This window comes from Aeromonas aquatilis, assembly GCF_054052405.1.
The window spans coordinates 1-23,422 of sequence record NZ_JBSTYP010000050.1; the positions used below are offsets into that span (position 1 = coordinate 1).

General features: G+C 56.0%; 27 protein-coding genes and 1 pseudogene. 21 read left to right on the forward strand and 7 right to left on the reverse strand.

Annotated features, from left to right (window positions below; genetic code table 11):
• Positions 1-181: 181 nt before the first annotated feature.
• The 6 genes from trpA to ACW5W8_RS17760 form a co-directional block, all read right to left on the reverse strand.
• Positions 182-988, reverse strand: coding sequence for a tryptophan synthase subunit alpha (gene trpA / locus ACW5W8_RS17735; RefSeq protein WP_498629207.1), 807 nt, complete (start codon positions 986-988; stop codon positions 182-184).
• Positions 985-2,193, reverse strand: a complete 1,209-nt coding sequence (gene trpB / locus ACW5W8_RS17740; protein ID WP_498629209.1) for a tryptophan synthase subunit beta — start codon at positions 2,191-2,193, stop codon at positions 985-987. The genes trpA and trpB overlap by 4 nt, the downstream gene beginning before the upstream one ends.
• Before the next feature lie 47 nt (positions 2,194-2,240).
• Complete coding sequence (trpCF, locus tag ACW5W8_RS17745; RefSeq protein WP_498629256.1) at positions 2,241-3,761, reverse strand: bifunctional indole-3-glycerol-phosphate synthase TrpC/phosphoribosylanthranilate isomerase TrpF; 1,521 nt, start codon at positions 3,759-3,761, stop codon at positions 2,241-2,243.
• Complete coding sequence (gene trpD, locus ACW5W8_RS17750) at positions 3,761-4,804, reverse strand: anthranilate phosphoribosyltransferase (protein ID WP_498629211.1); 1,044 nt, start codon at positions 4,802-4,804, stop codon at positions 3,761-3,763. The genes trpCF and trpD overlap by 1 nt, the downstream gene beginning before the upstream one ends.
• Positions 4,805-4,819: 15 nt before the next feature.
• A complete protein-coding gene (locus ACW5W8_RS17755; protein ID WP_005359135.1) occupies positions 4,820-5,419 on the reverse strand; it encodes an aminodeoxychorismate/anthranilate synthase component II in 600 nt (199 codons plus the stop codon).
• An 80-nt stretch (positions 5,420-5,499) separates the two neighbouring features.
• Positions 5,500-7,134, reverse strand: coding sequence for an anthranilate synthase component 1 (locus ACW5W8_RS17760; protein WP_498629213.1), 1,635 nt, complete (start codon positions 7,132-7,134; stop codon positions 5,500-5,502).
• Positions 7,135-7,570: 436 nt separating this feature from the next.
• Between ACW5W8_RS17760 and rnm the strand changes: the two genes are divergently transcribed.
• The 20 genes and pseudogenes from rnm to tesB all read left to right on the forward strand — a co-directional run bounded on the left by rnm (position 7,571) and on the right by tesB (position 20,547).
• On the forward strand, positions 7,571-8,452 hold the full coding sequence (gene rnm / locus ACW5W8_RS17765; RefSeq protein ID WP_498629214.1) for an RNase RNM: 882 nt from the start codon (positions 7,571-7,573) through the stop codon (positions 8,450-8,452).
• 344 nt (positions 8,453-8,796) lie between these two features.
• Complete coding sequence (locus ACW5W8_RS17770; protein WP_005338129.1) at positions 8,797-9,417, forward strand: L-threonylcarbamoyladenylate synthase; 621 nt, start codon at positions 8,797-8,799, stop codon at positions 9,415-9,417.
• Positions 9,410-10,279: a segregation and condensation protein A gene (locus tag ACW5W8_RS17775; protein WP_498629216.1), complete on the forward strand. Its 870-nt coding sequence runs from the start codon at positions 9,410-9,412 to the stop codon at positions 10,277-10,279. Before ACW5W8_RS17770 ends, ACW5W8_RS17775 begins: the two co-directional genes overlap by 8 nt.
• On the forward strand, positions 10,263-10,835 hold the full coding sequence (gene scpB, locus ACW5W8_RS17780; protein WP_005350230.1) for an SMC-Scp complex subunit ScpB: 573 nt from the start codon (positions 10,263-10,265) through the stop codon (positions 10,833-10,835). Before ACW5W8_RS17775 ends, scpB begins: the two co-directional genes overlap by 17 nt.
• A 134-nt stretch (positions 10,836-10,969) precedes the next feature.
• Entirely contained in the window at positions 10,970-11,893 is a 924-nt protein-coding gene (gene rluB / locus ACW5W8_RS17785; RefSeq protein ID WP_005347347.1) for a 23S rRNA pseudouridine(2605) synthase RluB, read from the forward strand.
• Positions 11,894-12,707: 814 nt separating this feature from the next.
• Entirely contained in the window at positions 12,708-12,875 is a 168-nt protein-coding gene (locus ACW5W8_RS17790; protein WP_498629219.1) for a hypothetical protein, read from the forward strand.
• Positions 12,872-13,375: an immunity 42 family protein gene (locus ACW5W8_RS17795; protein WP_498629221.1), complete on the forward strand. Its 504-nt coding sequence runs from the start codon at positions 12,872-12,874 to the stop codon at positions 13,373-13,375. The genes ACW5W8_RS17790 and ACW5W8_RS17795 overlap by 4 nt, the downstream gene beginning before the upstream one ends.
• Positions 13,374-13,550, forward strand: a pseudogene (locus ACW5W8_RS17800) (polymorphic toxin type 28 domain-containing protein); the annotation flags it as partial. The gene ACW5W8_RS17795 and the pseudogene ACW5W8_RS17800, both read left to right, overlap by 2 nt.
• The gene (locus ACW5W8_RS17805; RefSeq protein WP_498629223.1) at positions 13,547-13,855 is read left to right on the forward strand and encodes a contact-dependent growth inhibition system immunity protein; all 309 of its coding nucleotides are present in this window, start codon (positions 13,547-13,549) and stop codon (positions 13,853-13,855) included. The pseudogene ACW5W8_RS17800 and the gene ACW5W8_RS17805, both read left to right, overlap by 4 nt.
• 556 nt (positions 13,856-14,411) lie before the next feature.
• The gene (locus tag ACW5W8_RS17810) at positions 14,412-14,888 is read left to right on the forward strand and encodes a hypothetical protein (protein WP_498629225.1); all 477 of its coding nucleotides are present in this window, start codon (positions 14,412-14,414) and stop codon (positions 14,886-14,888) included.
• Between the two features lie 497 nt (positions 14,889-15,385).
• Entirely contained in the window at positions 15,386-15,616 is a 231-nt protein-coding gene (locus ACW5W8_RS17815; protein WP_498629226.1) for a hypothetical protein, read from the forward strand.
• Positions 15,617-15,666: 50 nt separating this feature from the next.
• Positions 15,667-15,888: a DUF6883 domain-containing protein gene (locus tag ACW5W8_RS17820; protein ID WP_498629258.1), complete on the forward strand. Its 222-nt coding sequence runs from the start codon at positions 15,667-15,669 to the stop codon at positions 15,886-15,888.
• A gap of 10 nt (positions 15,889-15,898) precedes the next feature.
• A complete protein-coding gene (locus ACW5W8_RS17825) occupies positions 15,899-16,096 on the forward strand; it encodes a DUF4926 domain-containing protein (protein WP_498629228.1) in 198 nt (65 codons plus the stop codon).
• A 293-nt stretch (positions 16,097-16,389) separates the two neighbouring features.
• Complete coding sequence (locus ACW5W8_RS17830) at positions 16,390-16,605, forward strand: hypothetical protein (RefSeq protein WP_498629229.1); 216 nt, start codon at positions 16,390-16,392, stop codon at positions 16,603-16,605.
• Positions 16,606-16,636: 31 nt separating this feature from the next.
• The gene (locus ACW5W8_RS17835) at positions 16,637-16,900 is read left to right on the forward strand and encodes a DNA/RNA non-specific endonuclease (RefSeq protein WP_498629260.1); all 264 of its coding nucleotides are present in this window, start codon (positions 16,637-16,639) and stop codon (positions 16,898-16,900) included.
• A gap of 78 nt (positions 16,901-16,978) precedes the next feature.
• On the forward strand, positions 16,979-17,230 hold the full coding sequence (locus ACW5W8_RS17840) for a hypothetical protein (RefSeq protein WP_498629231.1): 252 nt from the start codon (positions 16,979-16,981) through the stop codon (positions 17,228-17,230).
• 126 nt (positions 17,231-17,356) lie between these two features.
• Entirely contained in the window at positions 17,357-17,542 is a 186-nt protein-coding gene (locus ACW5W8_RS17845) for a hypothetical protein (protein WP_498629262.1), read from the forward strand.
• 24 nt (positions 17,543-17,566) lie between these two features.
• The gene (locus tag ACW5W8_RS17850) at positions 17,567-18,517 is read left to right on the forward strand and encodes a transposase (protein WP_498629233.1); all 951 of its coding nucleotides are present in this window, start codon (positions 17,567-17,569) and stop codon (positions 18,515-18,517) included.
• Positions 18,518-18,869: 352 nt separating this feature from the next.
• Positions 18,870-19,142, forward strand: coding sequence for an immunity protein CdiI family protein (locus ACW5W8_RS17855; RefSeq protein ID WP_498629234.1), 273 nt, complete (start codon positions 18,870-18,872; stop codon positions 19,140-19,142).
• A 538-nt stretch (positions 19,143-19,680) separates the two neighbouring features.
• Complete coding sequence (gene tesB, locus ACW5W8_RS17860) at positions 19,681-20,547, forward strand: acyl-CoA thioesterase II (RefSeq protein WP_498629236.1); 867 nt, start codon at positions 19,681-19,683, stop codon at positions 20,545-20,547.
• Positions 20,548-20,638: 91 nt separating this feature from the next.
• Here tesB and aceK read toward each other — a convergent pair whose 3' ends face one another.
• On the reverse strand, positions 20,639-22,366 hold the full coding sequence (aceK, locus tag ACW5W8_RS17865; RefSeq protein WP_498629238.1) for a bifunctional isocitrate dehydrogenase kinase/phosphatase: 1,728 nt from the start codon (positions 22,364-22,366) through the stop codon (positions 20,639-20,641).
• A gap of 206 nt (positions 22,367-22,572) precedes the next feature.
• Here aceK and ACW5W8_RS17870 point away from each other — a divergent pair, with 206 nt between their 5' ends.
• Positions 22,573-23,280, forward strand: coding sequence for a tRNA/rRNA methyltransferase (locus tag ACW5W8_RS17870; RefSeq protein ID WP_498629240.1), 708 nt, complete (start codon positions 22,573-22,575; stop codon positions 23,278-23,280).
• The last annotated feature ends 142 nt before the right edge of the window (positions 23,281-23,422 follow it).

Below are 23,422 nucleotides of genomic sequence, written 5' to 3' on the forward strand. Positions count from 1 at the left end.
TGGAGCGTTACGGGAGGGGCGTGAATATCAAAGCATGTTTGCATGAGGCGCTGGGGCACCCCATGCAACACGTAATTGGGACATAGCCTTGAAAAAGAGGGGGTTCTTCAGCAATCTGAGGGAGCCTATCAGGCTCCCTTTTCTACAGACTCGGCCAATGGCATTTGACCAATGCCGCCACTTATCGATTGGTCGCGGCTTTCATCCCTTCCACAAACTCTTTCAGACGAGTGAGCATATGTTCCGGCTTCTGGTGGTGGGTCTCGATGATCTTTACCACGGCGGAGCCGGAGATGGCACCGGCGGCGCCCGCGGCGATGGCCTCACGCACCTGAGCCGGCTCGCTGATACCAAAGCCGAGCAGGGCGGGGGGGGCGTTGAACTCGCGCAGGGTATTGATCAGCCCCTCCACCGGCATGCCGGCCTTGGTCTCGGCACCGGTGACGCCGGCGCGGCTCACCAGATAGGTGTAACCATTGCCGAACTCCGCCACCTGTTTCAGGGTCTCGGCGTCGCCATTGGGCGGGGCGATAAAGATGCTGTCGATGCCGAACTTGTCGGCGGCCGCCTTGTAGGGGGCGCACATCTGCACCGGCACGTCGGCAACCAGCACCGAGTCCACGCCCGCCTGCTGGCACTTCTCGTAGAAGCCGTCAATTTTGCGCACATAGACCAGATTGGCGTAGACCAAGAGGCCAATGGGCAGCTGCGGGTACTTGGCGCGGATGCGGCCGAGTAGCTCGAAGCAGTCGTCCGGGGTGGTGTGGCTGGCAAAGGCACGCAGGGCGGCGCCCTGAATGGTGGGGCCGTCTGCCACCGGATCGGAGAAGGGAATGCCGAGCTCGAGGGCATCGGCGCCCCCTTCGACCAGCGCATCGACGATGGCCAGTGACAATTCGGGGGTGGGGTCACCCAGCATCACGAACGGCACAAAGGCGCCCTGATTGGCGTCGTCCAGACGGGAGAAGAGTTGTGCGTAACGGTTCATTTGCTGGTTCCTTCTTTCTCAAAGCTTTCTGTTTCCAAGATATCGGCAACGGTGAAGATGTCTTTGTCGCCACGGCCGGAGAGGTTGACGATCAGCACCTGCTCTTTTTCCGGTTCACTGCGAGCCATCTTGAGGGCGTGGGCCAGTGCGTGGGAGGACTCCAGCGCCGGGATAATGCCTTCGGATTTGGCCAGCTCCTGGAAGGCGTCCAGCGCCTCCTTGTCGGTCACCGAGGGGTACTCGGCGCGGCCGATGGCGGCCAGATGGGCGTGTTGCGGGCCGACGGAGGGGAAGTCCAGCCCCGCCGAGACGGAGTAAGACTCCTGGATCTGGCCCTGATTGTCTTGCATCAGGTAGGAGTGCATGCCAAAGAAGACCCCCTTGCTGCCGTGGCCGAGCGGCGCACCGTGCTCGCCACTTTCGATACCGTGACCACCCGGCTCGACGCCGATCAGGCGCACTGACGGCTCATCGATAAAGTCGGCAAACATGCCGATGGCGTTCGACCCGCCGCCGACGCAGGCGATCACCGCATCGGGCAGCCGCTCCTCCTTCTCGAAGCACTGGGCCTTGGCCTCTTCGCCGATCATCTTCTGGAACTCCCGCACGATGGTGGGGAAGGGGTGCGGGCCCGCGGCGGTGCCGAGCAGGTAGTGGGCCGACTCGTAGTTGGCAGCCCAGTCGCGCAGCGCCTCGTTGCAGGCATCTTTCAGGGTGCTGGAGCCGGAGTGCACCGGAATGACGGTGGCGCCCATCAGCTTCATGCGAAAGACGTTGGGCTTCTGACGCTCGCAATCCTTGGCACCCATGTAGACCCGGCACTTGAGGCCGAGCAGGGCGCAGGCCAGCGCAGTGGCGACGCCATGCTGACCGGCGCCGGTCTCGGCGATGATCTCGCTCTTGCCCATCCGCTTGGCCAGCAGCGCCTGACCCAGCACCTGGTTGGTCTTGTGGGCGCCGCCGTGCAGCAGATCTTCACGCTTGAGATAGAGGCGGGTCTTGGTGCCCTTGGTCAGATTGCGGGTCAGGGTGAGCGGGGTCGGGCGACCGGCATACTCGGTCAGCAGGGACTGAAACTCGGCGATAAAGGCCGGGTCATCCTTGGCATCGACAAAGGCTTTCTCCAGCTGGAGCAGGGCCGGGATAAGGATTTGGGGTACATACATACCGCCAAATTCACCGAAAAACGGGTTGAGCAGGGTCATGGCTTCTTCCTTGTATTAGCTAAATCGAAACATCAAAAAGGGTTGCGTTACAGGTTGCGCAGTGCGCCGAAGGCGGCTGTAATCTTGTGCGCATCCTTCTGGCCCGGGGCACTCTCCACCCCGGAGTTGAAATCAAGGCCGAGGCAGCCCACTTGCGCCGCCTGCAGGGCGTTGTCGGGATTAAGGCCCCCCGCCAGCATCAGTTTGCTCTTGTCGAGCGTGGCCAGCATGGCCCAGTCGAACGCCTGACCGGTACCACCGCTCTGGCTGCCGACCGCAGTTTTCACGACAGTATCCAGCAGCAGCCGATCCGCCGGGTAGTCGAGGTCGGGCAGCGGCTCGCCGCTTTCTTTGCCGAGAGAGACGCCTACCGCTTTCCAGATCTGGCAGCCAGTCGGCAGCAGTGGGCGCAATCCCTCGATATAGGCGGCATCCTCATCCCCATGCAGCTGCACCGCGGCGAGCCCCAGCGCATCCACCGTCTTGACGATGGTGGCGGGCTGGGCGTTGCGAAATACTCCGACAAAGCTAAGCGGTGCACCGGCCATCACGGCGCGGGCGGCGGGAATGTCCACATAGCGTGGGCTTTTGGCTACAAAGATAAGACCGCCGAATACCGCACCCGCCTGATGGGCGGCGGCGGCATCTTCGGCACGGGTCAGGCCGCACACCTTGTTCTGGCCCAGAGTGAGCTTGCGCACCGCCGCTTCCAGATCCGGCTCGGCCATCAGGGATGAGCCCACCAGAAAGCCCTTGGCGTGGTGGCGCAGATCCGCCACCTGAGCGCGGTGGTTGATGCCGGATTCGCTGATCACCACCCGATCGCTCGGGATATCTTTAGCCAGCTGTTTGGTGCGGGCGAGATCCACGCTCAAGTCGCGCAGATCCCGGTTGTTGATGCCAATCACCGGCGCGCCAAGGGCGATGGCGCGGGTCAGCTCCTCCTCGTTGCTCACTTCGGTGAGCACGCCAAGGCCCAGCTCTTTGGCCACCGCGAACAGGGCGCGATAGCCCTCGTCGGTGAGCACCGAGAGCATCAGCAGGATGGCGTCCGCCTGATAGTGGCGGGCCAGATAGACCTGATAGGGGTCAATCATGAAATCCTTGCAGAGCACCGGTTGCTGGACGCGGCTGCGCACCCGCGGCAAAAAGGCGAAATCCCCCTGAAAGAACTTCTCGTCGGTCAGCACCGAGATGGCGGTGGCGTATTTGCCATAGATGTCGGCGATCGCCTCCGGGCTGAAGTCGTCGCGGATCAAGCCCTTGGAGGGGGAGGCCTTCTTGCACTCCAGAATAAAGCGGGTGGAGCCCGCCTTGAGTGCCCCGACGAAATCCCGATCGCTGGGGGTCAGCGCGCTCTGGAAGCTCGCCAGCGGCTGGGCCTGCTTGCGGGTGGCGACCCACTCCTGCTTGGCCGCCACGATCTTGCCGAGAATGGTCTGGCTGATGGAGGCCATGTTCAGAAATGCATGGGGGGCGATAAGGTCTGACATCTCGTTATCCTTGCGAAACTGGCTCTTGCCCTGCGGGCGTTCTGAATGACTGCTGTGCAACGTGGTGGCTGACATCATGCCTCCTGATGGCCCGCTTCCTGATGGCTCGTTCCCTGATGACTCAACGTGGCGAGCCGGGCGGCGAGCTCCGCAGCCTTGCCACTCGCCAGCACCGCCAGCACCTCGGCCGCCGCGCTCTTGAGATCGGTCGCCTTACCCGCCATCAGCAGCAGCGGTGCCACGTTGGCGGCGATGGCGGCGTTGTGGGCCGGGGTGCCCCGCCCTTCCAGAATGGCGGCGGTGATGGCGCGGTTCTCTTCAGGCTCCCCCCCCTGAATGGCGCTGACTGGATAGGTCTCCAGGCCAAAGTCGGCCGGGGTGATCATAAATTCGCGGATCTCGCCGTCACGGATCTGGGCCACCTGGGTCGGGCCGTGGATGGCAATTTCATCCAGCCCGGCACCGTGCACCACCATACCGGTTTTCAGCCCCAGTGCCAGCAGGGTTTCTGCGATGGGGCGCACCAGCTCGGGGGCATAGACTCCCATCAGCTGATAGGTGGGGCGAGCGGGGTTGATAAGCGGCCCCAGCACGTTGAACAGAGTACGGGTCTTGAGGGCTTGGCGCACCGGCATGGCGTGGCGCACCCCGGCGTGATACTGGGGGGCGAACAGGAAGCAGATGCCTAGCTCATCCAGGCAGCGGCGCGCCTGCGCCGGGCTCATGTCAAGCTTGATGCCCATTTTGTCCAGCAGATCGCTCGAACCCGACTTGCTCGAGACCGAGCGATTGCCGTGCTTGGCCACTTTCAGGCCGCAGGCGGCGGCGATCAGCGCCGAGGTGGTGGAGACGTTGATGGTGTTGAGGCCATCGCCACCGGTGCCGACGATGTCGCAAAACTCATAATCCGGACGCGGGAAGTCGCGCGCTTCGGCCAAGAGGGCCTCGGCGGCACCGGCGATCTCCTCCGGGGTCTCCCCCTTGATCTTGAGGGCGGTCAGGAGACTGGCGAGCACGATGGGGTCCACTTCGCCACGTACCACCTGACCGAAGGCATCGCGGGTACTTTCACGGCTCAGAGACTGACCCTGATAGAGGGTGTTGAGATGTTGATGCATGTTGGTCTCCTTACCTTAACGCACGCTGCTTTCTGGACGGGTGATATGGGCGAGCGCCTGAGTCAGCAGACGGGCCCCTTCCGAGGTCATGATGGATTCCGGGTGGAACTGGAAGCCCAGCACCCGCTCATCCTGCTGCTCGATGGCCATGGGCATGCCCTGATAGTGGGCAATCACCGTCAGCTCTTCCGGTACATAGGTGGCGACCAGCGAGTGGTAACGGGCCACCGGCAGCGGGCTCGGCAGGCCGGCGAAGGCGCCGTGGCCGTTGTGCTCAATCAGGGAGCGCTTGCCGTGGACGATCTCGCCCGCCGCGCCGACTGTGCCGCCGTAGGCTTCGCACAGGGCCTGATGGCCGAGGCAGATGCCGAGGATGGGCACCTGACCACGGGCCAGTTTGATCAGATCAATCAGGCAACCCGCTTCATGGGGGGCGCCCGGCCCCGGGGAGAGCACCAGCACCGCGTCCCCTTCACAGGCAGCGATTTCGCTCATGATGCGGCTCGCCGGCAGGCTGTTGCGGTAGATCCGCACCGGATAGCCGAGGGAGCGAAACTGGTCGACGAGGTTGTAGGTAAATGAATCGAAGTTATCGAGCAAAAAGATGTTAGTCATGATGCTGCTCCTTCGAAGTGCGGAACTGGTCGGCTTGGGTGCTGTAGGTAAACGAGTCGAAGTTGTCGAGCAGGAAGATGTTAGTCATGGCTCACGTCCTTATGTTGCTCCTGCTGGGCGCTCAGGGCTTGCAGGGAGGTGCCATGGCTGGCAGCGATGGCGGCCAGCACGGCGGCCGCCTTGGCGCGGGTTTCGTCCGCTTCGGCTTGCGGCTTGGAGTCATAGACCACCCCGGCACCGGCCTGCACATGGGCCACGCCATCTTTGACAAAGGCGGAGCGGATGACGATGCAGGTATCCATCTCGCCTGCACCGTTGATATAGCCGACGGCGCCGCCGTAGCTGCCGCGGCGCTTGCCTTCCACCATGCGAATAAGCTCGCTGGCGCGGATCTTGGGGGCACCGGTGAGGGTGCCCATGTTCATGCAGGCCTGATAGGCGTGCAGGGCGTCCAGGTCAGAGCGCAGGGTGCCGACCACCTTGGAGACCAGATGCATCACGTGGCTATAGCGATCCACTTTGAGCAGTTCCTTGACGTAGCGGGTACCCGGTTCCGAGATGCGGGCGATGTCGTTGCGGCCCAGATCCACCAGCATCAGGTGTTCGGCCACCTCTTTCTCGTCCTGACGCAGTTCCAGCTCGATGCGGCCATCGAGATCCCGGTTGATGCTGCCATCCGGGTTGAAGCCGCGGCGGCGGGTACCGGCGATGGGGTACATCTCCACATCGCGGCTGGCGGCGCAGAATTTCACCGCGCTCTCCGGCGAGGCGCCAAACAGAGTGAAGCCCTCATCCTGCACGTAGAACATGTAGGGGCTGGGATTGGTCTGCTTGAGGCGACGATAGGCGGCCAGGGGGCTCGGGCAGGGCAGGGAGAAGCAGCGGGACGGCACCACCTGGAAGATGTCGCCACGGCGGATAAAGCCCTTGAGCTTCTCCACCTCGGCACAGAACTGCTTGTCGCTCTTGTCCACGCTCATGCCACCGGTCAGGGGCTGGGTGGTCAGCTCGGCGCAGAGGGGTTGCTGGCAAATCTGTTTGAAGTCGGTGAGTCGCTCGGTCAGGCGGGTGTATCTGTCTTCAACCTGGCTTTCGTCGCTGTCGCCGCCAAAGATGCAGGCGAGCAGTTGAGTGGTGCGTTCGATATGGTCGATGGTGATCAGGGTTTCGGCCACATAGAAGCAGTAATCGGGGCAGCTGTTGCTCCCCTCCGGCACCTCTGGCAGATCCTCGAAGGAGGCGATCAGGTCATAGGCGAAGCTGCCCGCCATGAACAGTGCTTCTTTACCCAGTTGGCACTGCAGCTCCTGTTGCAGGGTGCGCAGCACGTCCAGCACGCTGCTCCCCTTGAGGCGGGAATCTTCATCCTGCTCCCGATCGGAGGCCGGGAAGTCGAGTTGCAGCTCGCCATCGACCAGCGAACGAGCCACCACCGCAGGCAGCCGCTCGGCCAGCAGGCTCTGCAACTGGGCACCGTTGTCATTGAGGCTGCGCACCCGCACGGTGCGACCACGGCACTCGATGCGCAGGCAGGCATCGACCAGCAGCAGGCTCTGTTTACCCGCCTTGGAGTCGATCTCCACCGATTCCAGTAGCAGGTTGTTGGGGCGACCCTGACAGAGGCGGGTATAGAGCGCCAGCGGGTCGGCCACATAGGGGGCGTTGAGCTTGAGGGTATCGAATTCACCCAGAGGAAGGCGATGTGTGGCTGTCATAGTGCGTTCCCTTGCGTGTGATGCGTTTTACCGATATTCATGACATTGAATTCCTTGAAAATTTAATTGGTCCGGGGTGGCTGGTTCAGGGGCGCCATCGCCAGGTCAGCTTGCTTGTCTGAATTCTCGGTTTCATCACAGGTCCATTTGCCGGATAATAAAAAAGCCCGCTGGGGTCAGCGGGCTTTTTCTTTGGGTTCTTAATTTGCTGTCAGATTACAGGTACAGCAACGACCACACGCCCGCATGTCAGGGAGTGTGCCACCACCAGATGGTCAGGATGGATGTCGTTTGCATGATAAAGTCCTGTAAAAAGATGTTTGCAATGAAGTGCCTACAGAAAACGATAAAGCCGCGGCCAAGTCAAGTCGCTTTTTAGCCTTCTTTCACCGATTTGCCATGAATGGTGACCTGACCACGAGAGCGGAATAACCTGATGAGATTCGATCTTCACTGCCATACCACTGCCTCCGACGGGGTACTGAGCCCCGCCGAACTGGTGCGCCGCGCCGCCGAAAAACAGGTCGAGGTGTTAGCAGTTACTGACCACGACACCCTTGCCGGACTTGATGAGGTGCGCCGTACCATCGAAGCCGAGCAACTGCCGCTGCGACTGGTGAGCGGGGTCGAGATCTCCACCGGCTGGGAGCATCACGAGATCCATATCGTGGCGCTGGGGGTGGATGAAAAAAATCCGCAGCTGACCGACTTTCTGGCCGGTCAGCTTGCCCGTCGCGAAGCACGTGCGCTGGAAATTGGGCGTCGTCTGGAGAAGTGCCTCATTCCCGGCACCTATGAAGAGGCCAAGGCGCTGGCCGGTGACGCCGCCGTGACCCGCGCCCACTTTGCCCGGGTGCTGGTGGCACGCGGGGTAGCCGACAACATGCAGAAGGTATTCAAAAAGTACCTGAGCCGTGGCAATAAAGGGTATGCCCCGGCCGAGTGGCCCGAGATGAGCGAAGCCATCGCGGCCATTCACGCCGCCGGTGGGCTGGCGGTGCTGGCCCACCCCAGCCGTTACGATCTCACCGCCAAGTGGATCAAGCGGCTACTGGTGGCCTTCAAGGCGGCCGGTGGGGATGCCATGGAGGTCTCATTGCCCCAGCAGAGCCCACAGGAGCGGGCCAATCTGGGCCAGTGGGCCAAGGAGCACGACCTCTATATCTCGGTGGGATCGGATTTTCACTTCCCCTCCAACTGGACCGAGCTGGGCCGCCACCTCTGGCTGCCCAAAGAGGGAATGCCAGTCTGGTTGGCCTATCCCGGTCACTTTGGGCTCACCACCGAGCAACATGCCGAGCTGCTGGCGAGCCGGTAACGGCGTCAGCGAAATAGGGAACAAACTGGCAAGAGGGAATGGCCATATTGTGGCTGGCCTATCCCGGTCACTTTGGGCTCACCACCGAGCAACATGCCGAGCTGCTGGCGAGCCGGTAACGGCGTCAGCGAAATAGGGAACAAACTGGCAAGAGGGAATGGCCATATTGTGGCTGGCCTATCCCGGTCACTTTGGGCTCACCACCGAGCAACATGCCGAGCTGCTGGCGAGTCGGTAACGGCATCAGCGAAGCGGCCACAAACAGGTTAAGGTAGTGTCATGGGTCTTTGACCCGTGACCATACGAGCGGGCAGGTATTGCTGCCCCCATTGCGAGAACAAGCTATGAGTCAGCATTTTTACGTACATCCGGAAAACCCCCAGGCCCGTCTGATCGGTCAGGCGGTACAGATCATCCAGAACGGCGGCGTGATCGTCTATCCGACCGACTCCGGTTATGCGCTGGGTTGCCAGATGGGTGACAAGGGCGCGCTGGAGCGCATCTGCCGCATCCGTCGTCTCGACGCCAACCACGACTTCACCCTGGTGTGCCGCGATCTCTCCGAGATCTCCACCTACGCCAAGGTCGACAACAGCGCGTTTCGCCTGATCAAGAACAACACCCCGGGCGCCTACACCTTTATCTTCAAGGCGACCAAAGAGGTGCCGCGCCGCCTGATGAACGAGAAGAAGAAGAGCATCGGCATCCGGGTGCCGGACAACAAGATTGCTCAGGCACTGCTGGAAGCCCTCGGCGAGCCGCTGCTCTCCACCACATTGATCCTGCCGGACTCCGAGATGGCCGAGTTTGACCCGGAAGAGATCTTCGACAAGCTGGGCAAGCAGATCGATCTGGTGGTCAACGGCGGTTATCTGGGCGAGCAGCCCACCACCGTGGTCGATTTCTCTGACGACGAGCCGGTATTGCGTCGTCGCGGTGCCGGAGACCCGACCCCGTTTGAGTGATGTCGCTGAACCGGTGACAGTCCCTTCCGTCGAGACGGGGGCTGGCTCCGCACTACCCATCGCGAAAGTCCTGGGGCAGCCCTATCACGAGCTGCCCCAGGACCTGTTCATCCCGCCCGATGCGCTGGAGGTGTTCCTCGATACCTTCGAGGGGCCGCTCGATCTGCTGCTCTATCTGATCCGGCGTCAGCAGCTCGATATCCTCAACCTGCCGATCCTGCAGATCACCGCCCAGTACATGGAGTACGTGGAGCTGATGCAGGGGCTTAACCTTGAGCTGGCAGCCGAATATCTGCTGATGGCGGCCTGGCTGGCGGAGATCAAATCCCGCCTGCTGCTGCCCAAGGCCCCCGAGCTGGAGGATGAAGATGAGGGGGAAGACCCGCGGGTGACGCTTATTCGCCGCCTGCAGGAGTACGAGCGTTACAAGGTAGGGGCGGAGAAGGTCAATGAGCTGCCACGGGTGGAGCGAGAGATTTATATCGCAGCCGCCTTGCCCCCCGATTTTGGCGCCCTCAAGCCACTGGCGCCCGATGTTTCGCTGGTTGAGCTCGCCCTTTACATGCAAAGTGTGGTAAAACGCGCGACTCATTTCGAACATCACCAGATCCGCCGCGAACAGATCCCGACCCGGGTGCGCATGGCGGAGATCCTTGCCATGCTCACGCTGGGGCAGACCCTGCGCCTTGAGCAGGTGCTGCGCGCCGAAGAGGGGCGCATGGGGGTACTGGTGACGTTTCTGGCCCTGCTGGAGCTGTGCAAGGAGCAACTGATCTGGATCCTGCAGGCTGAACCACTCGGCCCAATCCATTTTGCATTGGCCGAGCAGAGCGAGGAGGGCAACCGTGGCGCTGCCCACTGAACGACTCAAGACCCTGATCGAAGCTGCGCTGTTTGTGGCCGGTCGTCCGCTCAATGTCAGCGAGCTGAAAAGCAGCGTGCTGGCGGATTATCCGGTGACCAGTCGCTATGTTCAGCTGCTGTTGGCCGAGATCAGGCAAGATTACAGCTCGCGGGGCGTCGAGCTCAAAGAGGTCGCCTCCGGCTGGCGCTTTCAGGCGCGTCAGGAGTATGCCGAAGAGCTCTCGCGGCTCTGGAGCGAGCGGGCGCCTCGCTATTCGCGCGCGGTGATGGAGACGCTGACCCTGATCGCCTATCGCCAACCCATCACCCGGGCCGAGATCGAAGCGATCCGCGGGGTGGCGGTGTCGAGCCAGATAGTGAATACCCTGAAAGAGCGTGGCTGGGTGCGCAGCATTGGCCACAAAGAGGTGGCGGGTCGCCCCGAGCTGCTCGCCACCACCAGAGAGTTTCTGGATTACTTTAATCTGCAGAGTCTGGAGCAGCTCCCTGAGCTGGATCCGGAGCTGCAACCCCTGTTGCCCTCTGCGGTGGATGGGGAGAGCGATGCCCGGTGAATGGCGTCCAAGTGTGCCGATTTCACCGAGATATACATTTTTCAACTGTGGCGAGTGCTCCAACCGGCGTTTGTTACAGTTAACCCCGTTGCCCCTTTCACCAGTGGGCAGCGATCAACAATCAGGTAACCCCGATGAGTGAAAAACTGCAAAAAGTGTTGGCCCGCGCGGGTCACGGCTCCCGTCGTGAGATGGAGGCCCTGATCACCGCAGGTCGGGTCAGTGTGGATGGCAAGGTTGCCACACTGGGGGATCGCGTCGAAGTGAACGCCGTGATCCGGGTGGATGGTCACCAGGTCAAGACCCGTGCCGCAGAGGAAGTGATCTGCCGCGTACTGGCTTACCATAAGCCGGAAGGGGAGATGTGTACCCGTCACGATCCGGAAGGTCGTCCCACCGTGTTTGATCGTCTGCCCAAGATGGAAGGTGCCCGCTGGATCGCGGTCGGCCGCCTCGACGTCAACACCTCCGGTCTGCTGCTATTCACCACCGATGGTGAGCTGGCCAACCGTCTGATGCACCCGAGCCACGAAGTGGAGCGGGAATACGCGGTACGTGTCTTTGGCGAAATCACCGAAGCCATGCTGCAGCGTCTGCGCAAGGGCGTGCAGCTGGAAGATGGCACCGCCAAGTTCAACAAGATCAAACCGGCTGGCGGTGAGGGTCTGAACCAGTGGTTCAACGTCACCCTGACCGAAGGTCGCAACCGTGAAGTGCGCCGCCTGTGGGAATCCCAGGAAGTGCAGGTGAGCCGCCTGATGCGGATCCGCTACGGCGACGTCAAGCTGGACCGCGGCATCCCGCGCGGCGGCTGGCAAGAGCTGAAACTGCCGGAAGTGAACTACCTGCGCGGTCTGGTCAACCTGCCGCCGGAGACCGAATCCAAGGTCGATCTGCAGCAAGATGGCAAAACCAGCCGCCACAAGCAGGCCGCCCAGATCCGTCGCGCCGTACAGCGTCACAAAGAGATGCAGGGCAAAGAGCCCCGCGCTCGCGCCACCACCGCCCGTCGCAAGCCGCAAGCCTCTACTCGCAACTCAGGTACCGGCAGCAAATAAGCGCTGTTTGTCAGTGACGCACACTGATAGATGTGCAAACTTGCTAAAAAGCCCGCACCAACAGGTGCGGGCTTTTTTAGATTTATATCCTGAACAATAAAACTGCCTGACCAAATAAATATTTATTTTGGCTGTTTATCAATAAAGATGATTATTTGTTGACAGCAAAAAAGAAAACGTTTTTCTGGTTTCGTGGTTATTTTTTGTGGCTCAGTTAACAGATAAACGATTCTTTTTCATTCACAACACCGGATAGACTGGTGAATAATAGATCAGGGTTCCAAGCGCAACTTTTCATGCCGGATGCATGAGTTTTTCGTTGAAGAGTTCTACTTGCCAATAGTGATACAGGACTCGCGCCGAAGGGGCGTCCCACTGTTATTGGGCTTACAGCAGTGTCGCCGAGCAATTAAATATGCTCAGGGACTGCGGTAGCTATTTGCTAGAATTAGCTCTGCTTGCGGCGTTGTTGCCCAAATCGATACAGCTTGAATGGAACTAACTGATAACTTGGTGATCTGATCCCGCCATCCTCTTCAAGTCTGCATTCTGGAACGGTTGGGCCTTGATGGTGTTCTCTGGTTGAAACAGGTGGCGCTATTCAGGCGACAAGGGATCAGAGTGGTGGGAGGCAGAGATCAATGCCAGCAGTTTGCCCGCCATTATGGCCAGCGGCGATGCCATCAACCACAGATTTGATTGCTTTGCGTTTACCCTGCTGATAGCTCCGGGTATTGCACATAGTCCAGTAAATGGTTGTGCAGGGGCCGTTGCTTTCTAAACCTGAAAATTTCTCCTGCCAGCTGAGTTTTACATGCATCAGTTCGAATGCATACACCCTTATAATGCCTGCAAGCAGTTCGATAGTGGCTTGCTACAAAAGGTGGGTGTCCTAATCGTTGGTGATGGTAAAAATGCATTAGGTAATAGAGAACTTGGTTTATTCAATAAAGAAATTAAAGAGTTAAAGGGGAGAAAATGATTTTCGGTCAACCTTTTGAATTCGCTGTTTTTTATGAGCTATTGGAGAAAACAGATGATGAATATTGGAAGTTTGGGGTTTTCATGTTTTTTATTGAAGATGAAATATATCCATCCAAAGGTTCTAATTATACACTATCTATGGCTATGGATTATCTGAAAAATATTCACCAAGAGGTAATAGATAGTCAAGATGAAGGGCTGGATATGTCAATGACTGCCTATGCTTTATTAAAGGAATTAGCTCATTCACATGGTATGCTACTTGATTGTGATCCTGATGACATGGAGTTGCCTGATTCAAAAAAAATAGGGGTTTTTTTGAGCCCTCTTGAAATTGCTGATACAGGGTTTTATCTTTTTTATTGTTTAGGTAATAATCAAGTTGAATATTTGATATATAGTCATGATTATGGGAGTACAGCTAAAAAAACAATTTTAAATAAAGGTACTGTTAGTAGTGTATTGGATAAACTTCCATGCAAAGTATCAATATACTAAAGCCAACGGTGACTATTGGGATCATATGCAGGAAATGCAAAATACTCTTAGAGGATTACGAAACCACGCTGATACGTTGAAAAACGTAAATAACCCAGAAGTTAAGGCAGCATATGGTAGAGCAACTGATGCAATCAATAGAATCGAATCAGCTATTAAAGGATATGGGATATGACTACCTTCCGGAAATTAATAGGGAATATAAATGTAACGAAAAATCCTATTCAACAGTCATCGCTAGAGCTATGGTTCGAACGTGTAATTGATATACCATTCGAAGAGTTATCGGTGGAAGATATTTGTCGTGCGATTAGGCAGAAACTCTGTATTGAACAGTTGATACCGAGGGTACTGGAGGTGCTGGCTGATGACCCCCTGGCTGGAGAATATCATGATGGTGAGCTCATATCTGCTTTGTCGACAATAAAAATAGAGGATGTAAAAAACAAATGGATAGTTTTATCAAAATCAAAGAAATAATAAACAAGATAGACGTTTCGGATATTAATGATGACCTGAAAAAGGAGGTATTTATTATCAACAATATAGTCATTTAGAAAAGCATTAGGGTACCGATCTTTTTGTAGATGAGTACGGGAAATCCGGGACACCCACCTTTTTCTATTCGGCCCGACAAACGGGGTCATATTCCCGCTCAACTTAGACCCATTCTGGAACGGTTGGGCCTTGATGGTGTTCTCTGGTTGAAACAGGTGGCGCTATTCAGGCGACAAGGGATCAGAGTGGTGGGAGGCAGAGATCAATGCCAGCAGTTTGCCCGCCATTATGGCCAGCGGCGATACCATCAACCACAGATTTGATTGCTTTGCGTTTACCCTGCTGATAGCTCCGGGTATTGCACATAGTCCAATAAATGGTTGTGCAGGGGCCGTTGCTTTCTAAACCTGAAAATTTCTCCTGCCAGCCGAGTTTTACATGCATCAGTTCGAATGCATACACCCTTATAATGCCTGCAAGCAGTTCGATAGTGGCTTGCTACAAAAGGTGGGTGTCCTAATCGTTTGTTGGGAAATGGGTGGGTAGTGCAACAATAGGAGAGCGGCTTGTTGGGGTTGGAATTAGTGGGGCTGCTAATGCTGGAGCTCAAATATATGACGATGAACCGTTTAGTTGGGTTACCTTTGGTACTTCAATGGTAACCGGTGGTGCTACTGTAAATATGGGGTATTGGGGGGCAGCGACAGTAAATGCTGCAGGAAGTGGTATTACTAGTCTTATTGAGCAAAAAAGTCCATGGAGCCCAATGGCGGCTAGTGTCATGGGCTCTACAGTTGGATATGGAGTTGGTAAAGCGGAGAAGCCCTTGGATAAGTTTTTTAATCCGCCTAAAAATGATATAAAATGGATGCAATCACCCAACACCCCAATATTTTATCCATACCCTAAGAGTAATCTTCCTGCGATTATTGCCGGTTCTGGTAGCGCTGTTTTGTCGGAGGTGGCGACTCATGCAACAGAAGACTCCATGCGCCTATATGAGGTTTTGAAATGAAACTTATGGTGTTTCATATTTTTTATTCTATTCTAGGTTCATTTCTAATGTTTTTAGGGGTGTTGTCCATAAGAATAATGTTTTCATTTATATATGGTTTCATTTACTCTCACGGTAATGTCTCAATGGCATATTCCTCGGTTGAATTTATGTCTGATTTAAAGTTAAGTGTGTTTTGGGGTGTCGGTGTAGGTGTTGTAACATATTTCTATAAACGTTTTGGTCGATATCAGTAAAATATTGGTGCGGCCGGAAATCTGGGACACTCACCTTTTTGACAGAGGCGTAGTGCTGTTGTTGACTTGAGAGGGGCGTTGTTGCCCAAATCAACCATCAACCATCAACCATCAACCATCAACCATCAACCATCAACCATCAACCATCAACCATCAACCATCAACCATCAACCATCAACCATCAACCATCTGCGGAAAATCCGGGACACCCACCTTTTGTTACCCTCCAGCGGGAGCTGAATTGAAGGGTTGGAGACAACAATGACTCTAGGAAACGTAGTAGCCGATAGGCTTGAAAAAGCAGCTGTCGGTGGATTTGATGTTTTTAAAATATCAAAAGAGGCATTTAGTATTTATCAGGATCCAGAGCTCTCCCTCACAGAAAATTTAGATATGGCGTTGTTATCGCTGATAGCGATAGAGGATGGGCCAGAGTTCGAAATGATAGAAAAAGAATTTTGGATCTTACTATCAGAGATTCGACAGATGTAGGGCCGGTTCGGTTAGAGCAGAAAACGAAATCTGGGACACCTACCTTTTTGTTGGGCTATAACCAAACGAATGCTGCAAGTTTAATAGTGAAATTGCAGGAGGGGGCAAAGCTATATCCTGCCAAGTTGGGTGTTTCTGATAAATTTGGTCAGCGTATCACTATAGATATGCCAATAACTGGGCCAAACGGTAATACAGTAACCGTTCGGACAGGCTGGATATATGATCCGGGATCTGACACACCTCGGATGACGACTCTCTATGTCAAGTAAGGAGTACAAGATGGTTTATTCGCTTTTTGATATGGTTGTGTTAGTTGAGGATATGCCGGAGGCAGGGCTGCGAGCAGGAATGAAGGGAGTGATTATTGAGATGTATAGTCAGCCAGTTGAAGGCTATGAAATAGAGTTTTGTGACGTTCAGGGAAGAACAGTTGCGCAGTTAGTATTATCCCCTAATCAATTCCAGCTCGACCAGTAGGAGCAAAAGGGGCTGAACAATCTATTGGGTGCGGCCTGCCTACGAGAAGGCTTATGATTGTGGTGCCCAGCAGCTAAATACCGGGACACCTTCAACCGGGTGATCAGTCATTCGGCGGTGACCGCAGCAGAAAAAATCTGGTACACCCACCTTTTTGACATTCGAATAAAATCCTAAAGGGAGAAAAAATTCCAGGTTTTTTTTGAAACAACAGGCAGTCTTGGTGGTGATTTTTTTACTGGGTACTCTAATAAGTTGCTTTTAGAGAGAGTTGAAAAAAAAGAGGTCATGAAATGAAGTATTATCTTGGGTTATGGCTATATTCATGTTTTTTTTGTGTCCTTTTATGTTTTTTAATCGGAGGGGCAAGCACCATCTTTTTTTATTTTAAAGAAGGCGAGTTTCTTGTTCCTAAAGGAGAGGTTGAACGGGCAGTTATATTTGGCTTTATAGCGGGGGCATCGATATCAATATATGTTTTTGTTGTCTCTCTCTTTAAAAAAAAGTGAAAAAAAAGAGTGAGATAAAGTATAACAGGGAATCTGGGACACCCACCTTTTTGACAATGGCCCTGGAGAACGCCTGAATTTAATCCCCATGAATGCCAATTTGAATAAGGGAGAGTGGAAGAAAATGGAGAATGCTTGGGCATCTGCTCTTAAAGAGGGGAAGTCTGTTAGTGTTAAGATAGAGCCTATCTACACTGGTTCCTCTGTGCGACCAGATAGATTTATTGTAAGATATTCTATTGGTGGTGCTCGTCCAGCGATTATGGATTTTAAAAACTCTCCAGGTGGTATCTAATGACAGATCAAGAAATATATCAAAAAAATCGGACAACTCTTAGTCGAGGCTGGGCCGTTAGGTGCAAAAAAACTAGTGGTGAGAGCAACGATCTTTCCTGATGGTGATGGGGGAAAGTACGAATTTGATTATGTTGATGAGACTGGCGAGCTAAACTGGTTTGATCCTGATGGTCGAGCTGTGGGAGATTTAACTGAATTGTTGGTTCAGCTGCAAAAATACTTTGCCACCAATAAACTAACAAATGATATGGGCATTTGGTCAGGTTGTGAAATCATCTTGATTGTAGAGAAAATGCAATTGGGTATTGAATTTATCTATGATGTATAGGGCCGTAGGCTTGATTAGCGGAGCGTAATCGGGAATTTTCGATGATGGGGTTGTTATTATCAGGAGCCTGTAAATCCAATTGTGTAACCGCCCACGAATAAGTAACTTTTTCAAAAGGATACCTTCGTGGGTAAGCAAATGGACCAAGACAAACTCAAAACACTCGCCGCTGAGCTGGCCAAAGACATCAAGTCTGAAAAAGATCTCGGCACCCTCACCCAACAGCTGATCAAGACTCGGGTCGCTATACCGAGAGGGATAATCTGGGACACCCACCTTTTTGACAGAGGCGTAGTGCTGTTGTTGACTTGATAGGTCACCGTTGAGGGATGTGCCATGACCATTGCCCGTTCACGTCAAATCAGCTTGCAGGATACGCCTTACTACCACGTGGTCAGTCGCTGTGTGCGGCGAGCTTTTCTGTGCGGAGAGGATTCCCACTCCGGCCAGAGTTATGAGCATCGACGCCAATGGGTGGTCGACAAGTTGGGGCAACTGTCGCGGCTGTTTGCTATCGGCATTTGTGCTTACGCGGTGATGAGCAATCACTATCATCTGGTGCTCAAGGTGGAGCCAGATACTGCGGCCAACTGGAGTGAGCGGGAGGTGGCTGAGCGCTGGTCGGCGCTTTTCCAGTGGCCGAATTTGGTCAGGCGTTGGTATCAGGGGGAGATGTTGATCGAGCCTGAACTGGCTGTTGTGCAGCAATTGTTGGCCCAATGGCGAGAACGGCTTCACTCCATCAGCTGGTTTATTCGGCTACTCAATGAAAATCTGGCCCGTCAGGCCAATCAGGAAGATGGTTGCAAGGGCCATTTCTGGGAGGGCCGCTTCAAGAGCCAAGCTTTGCTCACCGAATCCGCCTTGCTGGCCTGTATGGCGTATGTTGACCTCAATCCGATACGAGCCGCGCTGGCCGACCGGCCCGAGCAGAGCGACTATACCAGTATCAAGCAGCGCCTTGACGAGCCTGTACTTGCTGAGGTTTTGCCACCACTGTTGCTGCCATTTGCCAGTCAGGGGAGGCCTGAAGGGTTGCCCTATGCCTTCACCGACTACCTGATGCTGGTTGATTGGACAGGCCGTGCTATTCGGCCCGACAAACGGGGTCATATTCCGGCTCAACTTGGACCCATTCTGGAACGGTTGGGCCTTGATGGTGCTCTCTGGTTGAAACAGGTGGCGCTATTCAGGCGACAAGGGATAAGAGTGATGGGAGGCAGAGATCAATGCCAGCAGTTTGCCCGCCACTGTGGCCAGCGGCGATGCCATCAACCACAGATTTGATTGCGTCGCGTCCACCCTCTCGATAGCTCCGTGTATTGCACATAGTCCAGTAAATGGTTGTGCAGGGGCCGTTGCTTTCTAAACCTGAAAATTTCTCCTGTCAGCCGAGTTTTACATGCATCAGTTCGAATGCATACACCCTTATAATGCCTGCAAGCAGTTCGATAGTGGCTTGCTACAAAAGGTGGGTGTCCTAATCGTTTGTTGGGACCAATGGTTCCGCCAATGTTTATCGCATCACACATAACGGTGTTGAACAAAACATCGCAATAGGGGTGGGTTCAAACGGTTTCGTGGTTAGAGCAAACCCTGTCAGCACTTGGAAGCAATTACCATGATCAGATTGAGGCTAATGAATGAATATTTGGCTGGACCGATATTCTGTCCAGATGCAGATATTATGGGGCATATTGATGTTAATGAGCTGCCCCTTTCTAAAGATCTTAAGGACAAGATTACTGCATGGGACAGTGAATATCAGGCGACGTTCAACAACGACTATCCGCCTGACTCTGGATTTAGCTCACCTGAGATGGAACGTTGGCACATTGCAGAGGGGCAGCAATTGGCCAAAAGGTTACAACTAGAATTAGGGCGTGGTTATAAGGTGGATTACTGTCCATAAGCGATATTTGTGATAAATGCCCTCAACAAGGTACTGGGTGGCCTTGCTGCCGCAGCGGTTACAGGAGATGCAGCTGACTTCGATACCGGCGCAGACGGGGCGGAGACAGTGCATCGGTATAACATCTTGGAAGGAACAGGGAATCTGGGACACCCACCTTTTTGACAGAAGCGTAGAGAGCAGACCGGGCTCTTTGCCGGTAAACAGGGCTTCGATGAGATGCAGGGCAAAGAGCCGCGCGCTCGCGCCACTACCGCCCGTCGCAAGCCACAAGCTTCTACCCGCAACTCCGGTACCGGCAGCAAGTAAGCCGATAACCCGTTGCGTACTGCACGCTGTTCAAGTGCGCAGTCGGCCAAGCAAAGGCCCGCACCAACTGGTGCGGGCCTTTTTGTATCAACTCCCCTGGCTGGCAAAAGGGTGGCGGGTGAGAAATTGAGGGGCATTTCTGTCGTCTGTTTGCCCGCAGACTCGCCGCTGCGGTTGCTCTGCTCCGGTGAGCTTGTTAGCCTGTGCGGCTCTGATAGAGGAGTGAACGATGAGCAAGGTACTTGATGAGCTGCTGGCGTTGCTGGCGCTGGAAAAAATCGAGGAGGGCCTGTATCGGGGCCAGAGCCAGGATCTCGGTCTGCGGGCCGTGTTTGGCGGACAGGTAATGGGGCAGGCCTTGTCAGCCGCCAAGCAGACGGTCGAGACCGGCCGTCAGGTTCACAGTTTTCACTCCTACTTCCTGCGTCCGGGGGATGTGACCCGTCCCATCGTCTATGACGTGGAGAATATCCGTGACGGCCAGACCGTCTCCACCCGCCGGGTCAAGGCGATTCAGGGCGGCAAGCCCATCTTCTATCTCAACGCCTCGTTTCAGGTGCCGGCCGATGGTTTCGAGCATCAGGTACAGATGCCGACCGGCATCACCCCGCCGGAAGAGCTCAAGAGCGAGCTGGAGCTGGTGCGCCCCTACGAGAACCTGATCCCGGCCTCCCTGCGGGACAAGATCCTCTGCGAGCAGCCCATCGAGATGCGCCCGGTGACCCTGGTCGACCCTATTCGGCCGACGGTGCAGGATCCGGTGCGCCACGTCTGGTTCAAGGCCAACGGCCAGATGCCGGACGATCTGCGGGTGCACAAATACCTGCTGGCCTATGCCTCCGACTTCAACTTCCTGCTCACCTCGCTGCAGCCCCACGGGGTGTCGTACTGGGAGCCGGATATGCAGGTGGCCACCATCGATCACTCCATGTGGTTCCACCGGGATTTCCGCTTCGACGACTGGCTGCTCTATGTGGTAGACAGCCCGAGCGCCAGCGGTGGTCGCGGTCTGGTGCGCGGTCAGTTCTTCACCCGTGACGGGGTGCTGGTGGCGAGCACCATGCAGGAGGGGGTGATCCGCCGTCGCGGCAGTTAAGGCGCCAAGCGGAGTGCAAAACGGGGTGGCACTGGCCACCCCGTTTTCGTTGCTGTGATGTGCGCGGACTCTTTGTGCGGGCTCTGCGGGATCAGCCGCCGCGTTGGTACTTGAAGCGCTTTTTGCGCCGGTAGGGGTAGACATCGTCGAACAGCCCCTCCTTGATGTTGCTCTGCAGCATCTTCCAGTAGTTGGCGTCGAACATCTCCTTGTGCAACTGCAGCATGATCTCGCGCACCTGCGGCTTTTGCAGCAGGAAGGTGGCGAACTCCTCGGGGAAGATGTCGTTGGGTGCCACCGAGTACCAGGGCTCGGCGCTCCATTCATCCTCGGGGTAGCGGGGCGGCGGGATCTGGCGGAAGTTGCACTCCGTCATGTAGCAGATCTCGTCGTAGTCGTAGAACACCACCCGGCCGTGACGGGTGACGCCGAAGTTCTTGAACAGCATGTCCCCCGGGAAGATGTTGGCCGCCGCCAGCTGCTTGATGGCGTTGCCGTACTCCTCCAGCGCGAGGCGGGTCTGCTGCTCGTCTGCCTTGTCCAGATAGAGGTTGAGCGGGATCATCTTGCGTTCGGTATAGAGGTGCTTGATCACCAGCTTGTCGTCGCTGATGGTGAGTGCCGACGGCGCCACCGTCTTGAGCTCGGCAAGGAGCTCCGGCGAGATGCGATCCAGCGGAAACTCGAAGTTGGTGAACTCCTGGGTATCGGCCATCCGGCCAACCCGATCGTGCTGTTTTACCAGCCGGTATTTCGCCTTCACCTGCTCGTGGCTCACATCCTTCGGGGGAGTGAACTCGTCTTTTATCACCTTGAACACCACATCGTAGGAGGGGAGGGTAAACACGCTCATCACCATCCCCTTGATGCCCGGCGCGATGATGAACTGATCCCGGCTCTGGGCCAGATGGTGGCGGTAGTGGCGATAGAGCTCGGTCTTGCCATGCTTCTGGCAACCGATGGCGTTGTAGATCTCGTAATCGGGCTTGTGGGGCATGATTTGGCGCAGGAAGGCGACAAACAGCGCCGGTTCGCGGGCATAGACCATAAAGTAGGCGCGGGCGAAGCCAAACACGATGGAGGCGAGATCCGGCTCGAAGATGACGGTGTCCACATAGATGCTGTGGCCGGTGCTGAGCAGGGGCAGGATAAAGGGGAAGACCTGATCCCGGGCCCGGATCAGTCCCACCAGATAGGCCCCCTTGTTGCGGTAGAACACCTCTTTGAGCAGCTCGATGGCAAACGGCTCGTCATGGATGATTTGTGGGCCGTTCTCCGCAAGATGGCGGTGGATGTCGACAATATCCCGCTGCTTGTCCTCGTAGAGGAGGGTGAAGCTGTAATCCCCCAAAAGCTGGCTCAAGGTCTGCGGCAAGTGAGCCAGATCGGTGCGATAGATCCGCAGCAGGGCGCTCAGGTCCGGTTTTTCGCCACGGCTGACAAAGGGGTGGATATAGAGGTTTTCGTCGCGGATATTGCGATGGCGAAAAATCCGGCGATAGACGGAGTTAAAGAAGGACTCCGCCACCTCGAAGTTGTCACAACGGGGCAGCAAGTCGCTGAAGGCGCTTTTGACCCGCTTGAGCAGCTCCTGGGTGGCGTGGTGCTCCCCCATCATCTGGCGGATGGAGCTGGCGGTGGCCCCCACGTGGTGGTCATAGAGGCGAATACGCTCGCGCCCGGCGAGCTGTACCCCCAGCCAGTCACTGTTCTCGAAGCGGCTCTTGCTGCCCTGGGTTATCTCGAGAAACCGGCTGTAAAACGACTCGAAGCGTTGCAAGATAGTCTCGGCGACGGCCTGTTCCAATGGCTGCTGCATCTCTCTCTTCCTTGTGATCTGTCGGGCCGATAGCGCGAAGGATTGGGTGTAATTTGTTCACACGTCAGGCCACTATCGCAACATTCAAACGTCTGTTCAAGTGGCAATTTTCGGGGATAAACGGTAGATTGCGCCCCTGTTTTGGTGATGGTTTAGCGACTGTTTGCTGTCTGTTTGAGAGGCCGTCCGGCCTGTGAGGAAACCCGATGAAGCTCTATTTTGTCCTGGTGGCACCTGCCCGACCTGCAAATGTGGGGGCGGCTGCCCGCGCCATGAAAACCATGGGATTCGATGCCATGCGACTGGTGGCGAGCCGGGTACACGAAGAGGAGGAGGCGAGCTGGGTGGCTCACGGTGCCCAGGAGATCCTGACTCAGGCCGAAGCGTTCGAGACTTTGCCCGAGGCGCTGGCGGACATGGATCTGGTGATCGCCACCACCGCCCGTGAGCGCGGTCGTTACCAGCACTACCTCACGCCGGGGGAGATCCGCGAGCAGATCCGCAGCAAGCCTTCACTCAACAAGGTCGCCATCGTTTTTGGCTGTGAGGAGTCGGGGCTCTCCAACGAGCAGCTGGCCGAGGTCGATCTCATCAGCTATCTGCCCCTCAAGGTGAGCTACCCGTCTCTCAATCTGGGGCAGGCGATCATGCTCTACGCCTACGAGATGAGTCAGCTGATGGATGAGCTGAACGCCGACGGCGCCACTGCGGTAGCAGAAAATTTTGATAACGCCGGGCAGGTTCGGGTGCTAAAAAGCAAAACAGCAGAATTACTTGGTGAACTCGGAGTTTCGCAGGATGAAAAACTGCATCAGTGGGTGGTGGACCGGGTGCCCATGCTGCCGCAGCGGGATTTGAACATGCTCCACCTGCTCTGCAAAGACCTTGCGCGCAAACTTGGCAAAGAGGTTTAAGTTGACAGCCCAGCGCTCGCCGCGGTATTGCTAAAAGCCAGCTTCGTCAACGAGTGTTCGTCATGCAGTTATTCACCAACGTCATCACCACCACCATTATTACCGGTACCACCACAGGTGGCACTGGGGCCGGTTGATGCGC

Bases quoted from the DNA above. Each gene is read 5' to 3' on its own strand.
- tesB (WP_498629236.1), top strand. From the start codon at position 19,681: ATGAGCAAGGTACTTGATGAGCTGCTGGCGTTGCTGGCGCTGGAAAAA.
- ACW5W8_RS17770 (WP_005338129.1), top strand. From the start codon at position 8,797: ATGAGTCAGCATTTTTACGTACATCCGGAAAACCCCCAGGCCCGTCTG.
- ACW5W8_RS17760 (WP_498629213.1), bottom strand. From the start codon at position 7,134: ATGACAGCCACACATCGCCTTCCTCTGGGTGAATTCGATACCCTCAAG.
- trpB (WP_498629209.1), bottom strand. From the start codon at position 2,193: ATGACCCTGCTCAACCCGTTTTTCGGTGAATTTGGCGGTATGTATGTA.
- ACW5W8_RS17805 (WP_498629223.1), top strand. From the start codon at position 13,547: ATGACTACCTTCCGGAAATTAATAGGGAATATAAATGTAACGAAAAAT.
- rnm (WP_498629214.1), top strand. From the start codon at position 7,571: ATGAGATTCGATCTTCACTGCCATACCACTGCCTCCGACGGGGTACTG.
- ACW5W8_RS17815 (WP_498629226.1), top strand. From the start codon at position 15,386: ATGACTCTAGGAAACGTAGTAGCCGATAGGCTTGAAAAAGCAGCTGTC.
- trpCF (WP_498629256.1), bottom strand. From the start codon at position 3,761: ATGTCAGCCACCACGTTGCACAGCAGTCATTCAGAACGCCCGCAGGGC.
- aceK (WP_498629238.1), bottom strand. From the start codon at position 22,366: ATGCAGCAGCCATTGGAACAGGCCGTCGCCGAGACTATCTTGCAACGC.
- ACW5W8_RS17755 (WP_005359135.1), bottom strand. From the start codon at position 5,419: ATGACTAACATCTTTTTGCTCGATAACTTCGATTCATTTACCTACAAC.
- trpD (WP_498629211.1), bottom strand. From the start codon at position 4,804: ATGCATCAACATCTCAACACCCTCTATCAGGGTCAGTCTCTGAGCCGT.
- ACW5W8_RS17850 (WP_498629233.1), top strand. From the start codon at position 17,567: ATGACCATTGCCCGTTCACGTCAAATCAGCTTGCAGGATACGCCTTAC.
- rluB (WP_005347347.1), top strand. From the start codon at position 10,970: ATGAGTGAAAAACTGCAAAAAGTGTTGGCCCGCGCGGGTCACGGCTCC.
- ACW5W8_RS17795 (WP_498629221.1), top strand. From the start codon at position 12,872: ATGATTTTCGGTCAACCTTTTGAATTCGCTGTTTTTTATGAGCTATTG.
- ACW5W8_RS17830 (WP_498629229.1), top strand. From the start codon at position 16,390: ATGAAGTATTATCTTGGGTTATGGCTATATTCATGTTTTTTTTGTGTC.
- ACW5W8_RS17790 (WP_498629219.1), top strand. From the start codon at position 12,708: ATGCATCAGTTCGAATGCATACACCCTTATAATGCCTGCAAGCAGTTC.
- trpA (WP_498629207.1), bottom strand. From the start codon at position 988: ATGAACCGTTACGCACAACTCTTCTCCCGTCTGGACGACGCCAATCAG.
- ACW5W8_RS17825 (WP_498629228.1), top strand. From the start codon at position 15,899: ATGGTTTATTCGCTTTTTGATATGGTTGTGTTAGTTGAGGATATGCCG.
- ACW5W8_RS17870 (WP_498629240.1), top strand. From the start codon at position 22,573: ATGAAGCTCTATTTTGTCCTGGTGGCACCTGCCCGACCTGCAAATGTG.
- ACW5W8_RS17855 (WP_498629234.1), top strand. From the start codon at position 18,870: ATGAATGAATATTTGGCTGGACCGATATTCTGTCCAGATGCAGATATT.